Below are 9,652 nucleotides of genomic sequence, written 5' to 3'. Positions count from 1 at the left end.
TTCCATCGTGACGGCGAGACGTGATCCCCGTCGGGCAGGACACCGCGGGCGGCTACTTCCTCGGACCGACCCTCATCGAGGGTCTCGAACCCGGAAGCGACCTGGAGGCGGCAGAGCTCTTCGGCCCGGTCCTCGTGATCCATCGGGTGCCCGACCTCGCCGCCGCGATCGCGCTCTCGAACAACACCGACTTCGGGAACGCGGCGTCCATCTTCACCCGAACGGGCGCCGTGGCGGCCGAGTACGAGCGGAGGGTCCGCGCGGGCAACGTCGGCGTCAACACCTTCCCCGGCCCGGCGGCGTTCATCACGATGGGCGGCTACGGCACGTCCTCTACGGCGACTCCCATGTGTGCGGCGCCGCCCCGCTCGACTTCTTCACCGACCAGAAACTCGTCGTCACCCGCTGGTGACCCGCCGACAAGGACGATCCGCGGAAAATGAACACACCACTCCCCGCCGCTGTCGTCGCCGGAGCCGTCCGGTCGCCGATGGGGCGCGCCCGCGCCGACGGAGCGTTGGCCGGGCTGCATCCGGTGGAGCTGCTCGCCCAGGTCCTCACGGGCCTGATCGAGCGGACCGGGATCGACCCGGGACTCGTCGACGACGTGATCGTCGGCTGCGTCTCGCAGTCGTCGGAGCAGTCGAACACGGTGGGTCGGATGGCGTGGCTGGCGGCCGGGCTGCCCGAGCACGTCCCGTCGGTGACTGTGGAACGCAAAGTGCGGTTCCGGTCAGCAGGCGATCGCCTTCGCCGTGCAGGGAGTGATGTCCGGGCAGTACGACGTGGTGGTCGCCGCGGGCGTCGAGTCGATGTCGCGGGTGCCGATGGGATCGAACCGGCAAGGCGCGGACATCTTCGGGCCGTCCGTCGTCGACAGGTACGCCCCGGGCCTCGTCCCGCAGGGCGTGGCCGCCGAACTCATCGCCGACAAGTGGGGGCAGTCGCGGGCCGAGCTCGACGAGTTCGCCGCCCGCTCGCATCGGCTCGCCGACGAGACCGCCCGCACCGGCGGCTTCGACCGGGAGATCCTGCCGATCACCAGCGGTGACGGTACCGTCGTCGCGCGAGATGAGACGATCCGGCCGGGCACCGCACCCGCCAAGCTCGCGACACTCGCGACGGTGTTCCGCACCGACGAGTACGCAGAACGCTTCCCCGAGATCGACTGGAGGGTGACGGCAGGCAGTTCGTCGCAGCTCACCGACGGAGCGTCGGCCGTGCTGATCGCGAGCGCCGACGCCGCCCGCAGACTCGGACTGCCCGCACGTGCGACCGTGCGCGGCATGTCGGTCGTCGCCGACGATCCGCTGATGATGCTGACCGCGCCGATCCCGGCCACCCGCAAGGTGCTGGCTCGGACCGGACTGACGATCGACGACATCGATCACTACGAGGTGAACGAGGCGTTCGCGCCGGTCCCGCTGGCCTGGCGGGCCGACCTCGACGCCGACCCAGACAAGCTGAATCCGCGGGGCGGGGCGATCGCGCTCGGCCATCCGCTCGGCGCGACAGGGTGCCGACTCTTCACGACGATGCTGCACGCGTTGGAAGACACCGGCGGCACGTTCGGGCTGCAGACGGTCTGCGAAGCGGGCGGCCAGGCCAACGCCCTGATCCTCGAACGACTGTAGATCCTCGAACAACCCTGACCTCGAACGATTCGACGGCTGACCGGCCGCCGACCACAACCACTGAAGGAGAATCCCATGAGCGACACGATCCGCCTCGACGACGTGGAACGCGCGATCGCCGACATCGCGGCCGGGCGACCGGTGGTCGTGGTCGACGACGAGGACCGCGAGAACGAGGGTGACATCATCTTCGCCGCGGAGAAGGCGACGCCGGAGTTGATGGCCTTCACCATCCGCTACTCCAGCGGCGTCATCTGTGTCCCCATGCCGGGTGAACTGCTCGACCGTCTCGACATCGGTCTGATGACCCCGGAGAACCAGGACCCGATGCGTACCGCGTACACGGTGTCCGTCGATGCCGCTGTCGGCACCACGACGGGCATCTCGGCCGCCGACCGGGCGTGCACCGCGCGGATGCTGGCGAATCCGTCGGCGTCTCCGGGCGACTTCAACCGCCCCGGCCACGTGTTTCCGCTCCGTTACCGGGAGGGCGGCGTCCTCGTCCGCCGCGGCCACACCGAGGCAGGAGTCGACCTGGCGCGCGCCGCGGGCCTCACGCCGGTCGGTGTGCTCGTCGAGGTCGTCAACGACGACGGCACGATGAAGCGTGCGCCCCAGCTGCGCGAGTTCGCCGATGAACACGGGCTGTCGATGATCTCGATCGAGCAGTTGGTGCGGTACCGCAAGCGGACGGAGACTCTGGTCGAGCGACTGGCCGTGACCCGCATGCCGACGGCGGCGGGCGAGTTCACCGCATTCGCGTACCGGTCCGCACACGACGGCGTCGAGCACGTGGCGCTCGTCCGCGGCGACATCACCGGCGTCGAACCGGTGCTGACGCGTGTGCACTCGGAGTGCCTGACCGGAGACGTCTTCGGCTCACGTCGGTGCGACTGCGGCCCGCAGTTGGAGGAGTCGTTGCGGCGGATCGCTCGCGAGGGCCGCGGAGTGGTCGTCTATCTGCGCGGACACGAGGGTCGCGGCATCGGCCTCGGCGCCAAGCTCTCCGCGTACGGCCTGCAGGACAGCGGCCGCGACACCGTCGACGCGAACCTCGACCTCGGGCTGCCCGTCGTCAGCCGCGAGTACGGTGCCGCCGCGCACATCCTGCGGGACCTCGGTGTGGAGTCCGTGCTCCTGCTGACCAACAACCCGAGCAAGGTGGACGGTGTCGCCGCAGCGGGCCTGCCGGTGGCGAATCGGATTCCGCTGTACACCTACCCGAACGACGACAACATCACCTATCTCCGGACCAAACGCGACCGCATGGGCCATGAGCTTCCGCAGGTCGACGTCCTGGAAGAAGCCGTCCCCTCCTGGTTCGGCTGACCAGCACGCCCCACGACGAGAGCCCCGCCGGTTCGGCGGGGCTCTTCGTCTGTTCCTCGGGCGGCCGCCCCATCCGTTCCGCTATCGGGGCACTTCCCGTCCGTTTCTTGTGCGCTGCACATCCCGGGGTGAGGTGCGTACCCAGAGAACGTGCGGCGTCAGCTGGTGATCAGGGCCCACAATCCGTCCGGGCCGGCGCCGAGAGCGGCGTCGGCGACGACGCGATCCCACGACGAGACCGATCCGAACTCGCTTCGCCAGGCGAGGGCCGGGCGCGTGAACTCGTGGAGGCGGTGCTCGCGGGTGGTGCCGATCGCGCCGTGCACTTGATGTCCGGCTCGGACGGCGACAGAGGCCGCGTGCCCCACACACGAGCGGGCGACGGCGACCTTGAACGCGGTCGAGCCGCCCCACGATGAGGCGACGGCCTCGACGACGGCGCCTTCGGTGACGGTCCGAGCCAGGGCGGCTTCGGCGGCGATGTCGGAGACCGCATTCTGGACGGCCTGGAATCGGGACAGCGGACGGCCGAACTGCACGCGCGCAGTCGTGTGCTCCACCGACAGGCGCAGGATCGACTCCAGCGCACCGCTGACCTGGATGCCGCGGGCCAGGGCGCCGCGGAGGCGGAACAGGTCCGGAATCGCCGCGTCCACCGGGGTTCCGGCCAGCGTCGACGTGTCGACCACGATCCGGGCGCGCGGCTCGCCCGCCCGGTTGACGCCTGCCGTCACTCGGATGTTCGAACAGTCGACATCGCTCACCGTCCACCCATCGCCGGATCGGTGGACGACGACGATCTTGTCGGCCGAGTCGGCCCAGCCGACTCCGTGCGCCACGCCGTCGGCGTCGACGACGGCCGCGGTGCGCCGCGCGTCGTCGACGGGCAGGCCCGCGGTTTCGAGGAGCCATCCCGCGAGGAGGTCGTGCTCGACGTACGGCGTCGGCACCCCTGCCGCAGCGGCCGCTCGGAGGAGTTCGGCGGCCTCGGTCCATCCGGCCCCACTGCCGCCCGCGTCGTCCGACCCGGTGAGACGGGTCAGACCGAGTTCGGTGAGCGTCGCCCAGAGGTCGTCGTCCCAGGTGACGGTCCGCGGCGCTTCGGCGAGAGCGTCGCGGTGGGCGGTGAACACGTCGGCGAGCATGGCCTGGAGGTCCGAGTCGACCTCGGTGACGGCGGCCGGAGTGGTTGTCATCAGCGCATTCCCAGTCCCCGCGCGATCACACCGCGCAGAATCTCGTTGGTTCCGCCGCGGAGGGTGAACCCCGGGCGTTGGTCGGTGGCGACGGCGACGAGTTCGTCGAGGCTCCGGTCGCCGGTCTCGGATCCGACCATCAGGTCCACATGGTCGGCGACGTCGCCTTCGAGTGCGGTGCCGAGCACCTTCACGACGGCGGCGGGAACGTCGGCGGGCTCGTGACGGGCGAGTGCCCCGGCCACCGCGGTCGACATCTGGTGCAGTCCAGCGATGCGGGCCACGTCCCGGCCGAATGTGCTCGACGACGATTCGACGAGGTCGGGGGAGGCGGCGAGCTCGGTGAGCAGGGGCATCGTCGACAGGAATCGCTCGGGGCCGCTGCGCTCGAACGAGAGCTCCGATGTCACCTGGGTCCAGCCCTGGCCGATCTGCCCGAAGACCATCTCGTCGGGAACGAAGACGTCGTCGAGCACGACCTCGTTGAAGTGCCTGCCGCCGTTCATCGACTCGATCGGGTTCACCTGGACGCCGTCGGCGTGGAGGTCGACGATGAACTGGGAGAGCCCGGCGTGGCGGTGGGCGTCGTCGCGGGCCTCGGTGCGCGCCAGGCAGATGAAGTAGTGGGCGTGATGGGCCCCCGACGTCCAGACCTTCGCGCCGGTGATCCGCCAGCCGCCGTCCACGCGTACGCCTCGAGTGCGGACGCTTGCGAGGTCGCTGCCCGAGTCGGGTTCGCTCATGCCGATCCCGAAGAAGATCTCGCCCGCCGCGATGCCGGGCAGCAGGGATCGCTTCTGCATGTCGGTGCCGAACTTCAGCAGCGACGGTGCGATCTGCCGGTCGGCGATCCAATGTGCGGCGACGGGCGCGCCCGCGGCGAGGAGTTCTTCGGTGACGACGAATCGTTCGACGTGCCCGCGGTCATGCCCGCCGTAGTCGACGGGGATCGTCATGCCGAGCCACCCCCGCGCGGCGAGCCTGCGGCTGAAGTCCTCGTCCCATCCGGTGAGCCAGCAGTCGACGACGGGTTCGATGGCTCCCGACTCGAACTCGTCGGCCAGGAAGGCGCGGACCCGGGCGCGCAACTCGTCGTGCGCGTGCGGGTCCGAGGTGGTGGGCGGCACCAGTCTCGAGCTTCTCATCAGGGCTCCTTCTCCTGCATGTAGATACCAACCGGTATTGAAAGTCCGCCATTCTTGCGCACTTGCGGTGTCAGTGTGCCACAGTTACATACTACTTGGTACGTAAAAATGTGAGAGAGGAACTGAGATGCAACCCCTGTGGTTCGACGACGCCGAGGTCGGCATGTCGTTCGACACCGTCGGACGCACCGTGACCGAGGCCGACGTCGTCAACTTCGCCGGTGTGTCCGGCGACTTCCATGTCCTGCACACGGACGCGGAACTGATGGAGCGGAGCGACTTCGGGCAACGGATCGTCCATGGTGCGTTGATTCTGTCGATGGTCACCGGACTGCGTGGCCGTCTCGGGATATTCGACGAGACGCTGATCGCCTTCGCCGAGATCCGCACCTGGAAGTTCCGGCGGCCGGTGTTCATCGGCGACACCATCCGTGTGCGCAACACGGTCACCGAACTCATCGAGACGTCCACGCCCGACCGCGGCGTGATGGTGCAGCGCGTGGAGGTGCTCACGCAGCGCGGCGAGGTGGTGCAAGACGGCGAGATGGTCGCCCTGATGAGAAGGAGGGCCGACGCATGAGAGTGCGATGCGCGGACCCGGGACTGGCGACGGCGCTCGCCGCAGTGGTTCCGGATGAGGGGGCGGGCCTGGTGTTCGTCGCCGACGGACCGCTCGCGACGTGGGACGACACGGAGGCCGAGCTCGCGGAGGTCTTCCGGCTCACGCAGCCGGAGGTCGTGGAGAACGGCCCGATCCTGTACGTCGTGACCACCAGTGCACTGCTCGGGCGAGCCGCGCCGCTCGACTCCGCGGTGGCCGACGGTCTGCTCGCCGGGGCGCGGGCGCTCGCGTTCGAGCGAGCGCGGTTCGACGGCTACGCATCGGTGATCGCCGTGGGCGACGGCGTCGACGACGCGCGGGTCGCCGAGGCTGCGAAGAATCTGTTGACCACTCGGGCGTCGAACGGTCAGCCGTTCATGCTCGGCTCGGAGCACTTGGGAGCGGCACTGCCATGACACTCGCCATCGTCACGGGCGCGGCCCGTGGAATCGGATTCGAGATCGCCGATCGGCTCGCGCGGGCGGGTCATCGGTCGGTCCTGGTGGACCTCGATCCGGCCGTCGCGGAGGCGGCCGAACGCCTCGGCGGGATCGGGGTGGCCGCCGACATAGCGTCGGATCGGGGGCGGGCGAGCGTACTCGCGGCCCTCGACGACGCGGGGGAGCCGCCCGCCGTGCTCGTCAACAACGCGGGCGTCACGCGCGACTCGCTCATCGCGAAGATGACCGAGGACGGCTTCCGGTTCGTCACCCGGGTGAACCTGGGCGCGCAGTACGAGCTGATCTCGGCGCTCGCCGAGCGGATCGTCGACGGCGGCGCGATCGTCAACATCAGTTCCCGGGCGCAACTGGGCAACGTCGGCCAGTTCAACTACGCGGTGTCCAAGGGCGGCGTCGTCGGGCTCACGCGTGCGATGGCGTTGTCGTTGGCGCCGAGGCTGCGGGTGAACGCCGTCGCGCCGGGCTTCATCGCCACGGCGATGACAGACGCCATGCCCGAGCAGGTGCGGCAGCGGATCATCGACAAGGTTCCGCTCGGGCGCGCGGGTGACCCCGGAGACATCGCGGCGACCGTCGCGTGGCTCGCGGACGGCGCGGCATCGGCATACGTCACCGGTCAGGTCGTCTACTGCTGCGGCGGCCGATCCTTCGGTTGACCTCTTGCATATTGAATATATTCGGCTACGTTGGGGTGTATTGCGGATGCTGCGCGCTGGGTCACTCAACCTGGTTCGCGTGAGCCTTGACACATGCTCCAGCATCGAGTTAGATACCAACTAGTCGGTTTGTAAGTCCGCTCGGACAACCTCGAAACATCTGGAGTGAGAAATGAAACTGGACATCCTGCATGCCCTGACCAACCGGGAGGGTAAGGACTGGCACGACGTCCTCGACGTCACGCGGCGTCACGTGGTGCTCGCCGACGAACTCGGTTACGACCGAGTCTGGTTCGGCGAGCATCACTTCGACACCGACGGTACGGATGCCCTCCCGAATCCGCTCATGCTCGCGACCGATCTCGCGGCCCGCACGAAGAACATCCGATTCGGCATGGCGGCGGTCTCGCTGACACTGTGGCATCCGGTCCGCGTCGCCGAGGACATCGCCCTCGTCGACCACTTCAGCGGCGGACGTCTCGACGTGGCCTTCGGACGCGGCATCCTGCCGATCGAGGTGCTCAACCTCAACCCGGCCGCCAGCCGCTGGGACGGCAGCGACAACAGCTACGAGATCTTCGACGAGAACTACGAGATCGTCACGCGACTGTGGACCGAAGATCAGTTCTCTCACGAAGGCAAGCGCTACACGCTCCCCGTCCCCGGCGCCCGCTTCATCGCTGCGCCCGGTGCGAAGCCGCCGGTGGGCTGGGTGAACGAGGAGGGCAAGCTCGTGGCCTTCGGGATCACACCGAAGCCGTACCAGCAGCCCACCCCGCCGCTGTTCGCGGTCACCGAGTCCGTCGAGGGCTTCACTCGCGCCGCGCACCGAGGGACCACGCCGATCACCTGGTATCCGACCGGCGACGTCCTGCACAACCTGCTGAAGCTCTATCAGGACGAGCGGGAGAAGGCGGACGGCGTGCGCCCGACCTACGGCGACGGCGTCTCGGTCCTCCGTCTCGCCTTCGTCGCGGAGACCGATGAGGAGGCCCGCCGGGTGTGCGAGAAGGGAGTCACCGACTTCTTCACCTTCCTCTGCCGCGTCCGCGGCATCGGCGTCTTCCTCGACGCCCACGAGGATCCCGCCGACTTCGACCCCGAGACCATCGAGGACCCGTGGCAGTTCCTCATGGACCGCGACCACCTGTTCATCGGATCCGTCGAGTCGGTCAAGGAGCGCATGGTGCGCATGACCACGTCGCACGGCATCCAGAACTGGCTGTTGCAGATGGGCACCCCCGGCATCGATCACGACGCCGTCGACGGCTCGATGGAGCTCTTCGCCGAGCACATCGCTCCCGTTCTGCGTGCACTCGGCGACGACTGACATCCATCCCCACTCGAAGTAAGGACGAATTGACGATGACTCAGTACATCAACCCCGGTGACGGCCTGTACCCGACGTTCGGCATGAACCCCGGCGTCGCCACCCGCGACTTCGTGTTCGCCGGCGGCATGGCCCTCGACCTGACCACCCTCACCCGCAAGGCGGAGGCGGACACCATCGCCGACGAGACGCGGATCGCGCTCGAGGAGATCGAGGCGATCCTCGCCGAGGCGGGCTGCACCTTGAAGGACGTCGTCAAGAGCACCTGCTACCTGACCGACGACTCGTACCGCCAGGAGTTCTGGACCGCGTACAAGGAGAAGTTCGGTGAGGGTCCGTACCCCGCTCGCACCACCGTCGCCGTCGGCATCGCCGGCGACTGCCGCGTGGAGATCGACGTCATCGCGCGTCGACCGGCCGCCTGATCCGATGACCGCACCCGATCGCCCGTTCGCCGACTGGCACACCCATGTCTTCGAGCTGTGCCACTGCGGTCCGGTCTGGACCGACCGCGGTACCGAACTCGTCGGCAGGCCGGCCTTCGGCGAAGCCGACCTCGCCGAGCATGCTCGCGCGATGGAGGCCGCCGACGTCGACAAGTTCCTCGTGCTGGGACTGCAGATCGACGCCATGGGGATGGACGTGCCGAACGACTACGTCGGCGGCTACCTCCACGAGAACAGGGAACGGGCGATCGGTGTCGGGAGCGTCGACCCGACGCGGCCCGGCGCGGCCGACGAACTGCGTCGCGCGGTCGCCGAATGGGGACTGCACGGCGTCAAACTGTCACCGCCCTACCAGGGATTCCACCCGCACTCCGACGAGGCGTACGAGGTGTACCGCGCCGCCGCCGACCTGGGGATATTCCTGATGTTCCACCAGGCGAGCGTCTTCGCCCCCCGACGGCTGCCTCGAGCACGCCTACCCGAGCATGATCGACAAGGTGGCGCGCGAGTTCCGCGACACCAAGATCCTGCTCGCCCACTTCGGCAAGCCGTGGATGAACGAGACGGTCGAAGTGATGATGAAGAACCGCAACGTCTTCGCCGACATCTCGACCCTCACCGTCAAACCGTGGCAGCTCTACAACGGGCTCCGTCTCGCCGTCGAAGGCCACGTGACCGACAGGCTCGTGTTCGGCTCCGACTTCCCGTCGTTCGAACCGCGGCAGGCGGCGACCGACTTCCTCGGCATCGCCGATCTCGCGATGCCGCTCCCGATCGAGCGGGCCGTGCTCGAGGACATCCTCTACAACCGGCCGTTCGACCTCATCCTCCCCGACTGACTCCCTGGAGAGATC

At 68.5% G+C, this 9,652-nt stretch carries 10 protein-coding genes and 2 pseudogenes; 10 read left to right on the top strand and 2 right to left on the bottom strand.

Annotated elements, in window-relative coordinates:
• Positions 1 to 20: 20 nt before the first annotated feature.
• From GYB83_RS11240 to GYB83_RS11230, 3 genes and pseudogenes are all read left to right on the top strand, one after another.
• Complete coding sequence (locus tag GYB83_RS11240; protein WP_228461426.1) at positions 21 to 443, top strand: aldehyde dehydrogenase family protein; 423 nt, start codon at positions 21 to 23, stop codon at positions 441 to 443.
• Positions 440 to 1,634: pseudogene (locus tag GYB83_RS11235) on the top strand (thiolase family protein). The gene GYB83_RS11240 and the pseudogene GYB83_RS11235 overlap by 4 nt, the downstream one beginning before the upstream one ends.
• 75 nt (positions 1,635 to 1,709) lie before the next feature.
• Positions 1,710 to 2,963, top strand: a complete 1,254-nt coding sequence (locus tag GYB83_RS11230) for a bifunctional 3,4-dihydroxy-2-butanone-4-phosphate synthase/GTP cyclohydrolase II (RefSeq protein WP_161895418.1) — start codon at positions 1,710 to 1,712, stop codon at positions 2,961 to 2,963.
• A gap of 158 nt (positions 2,964 to 3,121) precedes the next feature.
• Here the strand turns inward: GYB83_RS11230 and GYB83_RS11225 are convergent, their stop codons facing one another.
• Together GYB83_RS11225 and GYB83_RS11220 are read right to left on the bottom strand one after the other, a co-directional pair.
• Entirely contained in the window at positions 3,122 to 4,159 is a 1,038-nt protein-coding gene (locus tag GYB83_RS11225; protein WP_228461374.1) for an acyl-CoA dehydrogenase family protein, read from the bottom strand.
• A complete protein-coding gene (locus GYB83_RS11220) occupies positions 4,159 to 5,304 on the bottom strand; it encodes an acyl-CoA dehydrogenase family protein (protein ID WP_161895417.1) in 1,146 nt (381 codons plus the stop codon). Before GYB83_RS11220 ends, GYB83_RS11225 begins: the two co-directional genes overlap by 1 nt.
• 127 nt (positions 5,305 to 5,431) lie before the next feature.
• Between GYB83_RS11220 and GYB83_RS11215 the strand changes: the two genes are divergently transcribed.
• The 7 genes and pseudogenes from GYB83_RS11215 to GYB83_RS23885 all read left to right on the top strand — a co-directional run bounded on the left by GYB83_RS11215 (position 5,432) and on the right by GYB83_RS23885 (position 9,637).
• Positions 5,432 to 5,884, top strand: a complete 453-nt coding sequence (locus GYB83_RS11215; RefSeq protein ID WP_161895416.1) for a MaoC/PaaZ C-terminal domain-containing protein — start codon at positions 5,432 to 5,434, stop codon at positions 5,882 to 5,884.
• Positions 5,881 to 6,321, top strand: a complete 441-nt coding sequence (locus GYB83_RS11210) for a hypothetical protein (RefSeq protein WP_161895415.1) — start codon at positions 5,881 to 5,883, stop codon at positions 6,319 to 6,321. Before GYB83_RS11215 ends, GYB83_RS11210 begins: the two co-directional genes overlap by 4 nt.
• Complete coding sequence (locus tag GYB83_RS11205; RefSeq protein WP_161895414.1) at positions 6,318 to 7,022, top strand: SDR family oxidoreductase; 705 nt, start codon at positions 6,318 to 6,320, stop codon at positions 7,020 to 7,022. The genes GYB83_RS11210 and GYB83_RS11205 overlap by 4 nt, the downstream gene beginning before the upstream one ends.
• A 172-nt stretch (positions 7,023 to 7,194) precedes the next feature.
• On the top strand, positions 7,195 to 8,352 hold the full coding sequence (locus tag GYB83_RS11200; RefSeq protein ID WP_161895413.1) for an LLM class flavin-dependent oxidoreductase: 1,158 nt from the start codon (positions 7,195 to 7,197) through the stop codon (positions 8,350 to 8,352).
• 35 nt (positions 8,353 to 8,387) lie between these two features.
• Positions 8,388 to 8,777, top strand: coding sequence for a RidA family protein (locus GYB83_RS11195; RefSeq protein WP_161895412.1), 390 nt, complete (start codon positions 8,388 to 8,390; stop codon positions 8,775 to 8,777).
• Positions 8,778 to 8,781: 4 nt separating this feature from the next.
• Positions 8,782 to 9,204: pseudogene (locus GYB83_RS23890) on the top strand (amidohydrolase family protein); the annotation flags it as partial.
• 79 nt (positions 9,205 to 9,283) lie between these two features.
• Positions 9,284 to 9,637 carry an amidohydrolase family protein gene (locus GYB83_RS23885; RefSeq protein ID WP_267130324.1) on the top strand — a complete coding sequence of 118 codons (354 nt, stop codon included), beginning with the start codon at positions 9,284 to 9,286 and terminating at the stop codon, positions 9,635 to 9,637.
• The last annotated feature ends 15 nt before the right edge of the window (positions 9,638 to 9,652 follow it).

Source organism: Gordonia spumicola, assembly GCF_009932475.1.
Taxonomy (GTDB): domain Bacteria; phylum Actinomycetota; class Actinomycetes; order Mycobacteriales; family Mycobacteriaceae; genus Gordonia; species Gordonia spumicola.
Note: the sequence above shows the minus strand (reverse complement) of the source record. Positions and strands in the feature narration are given on the sequence as shown.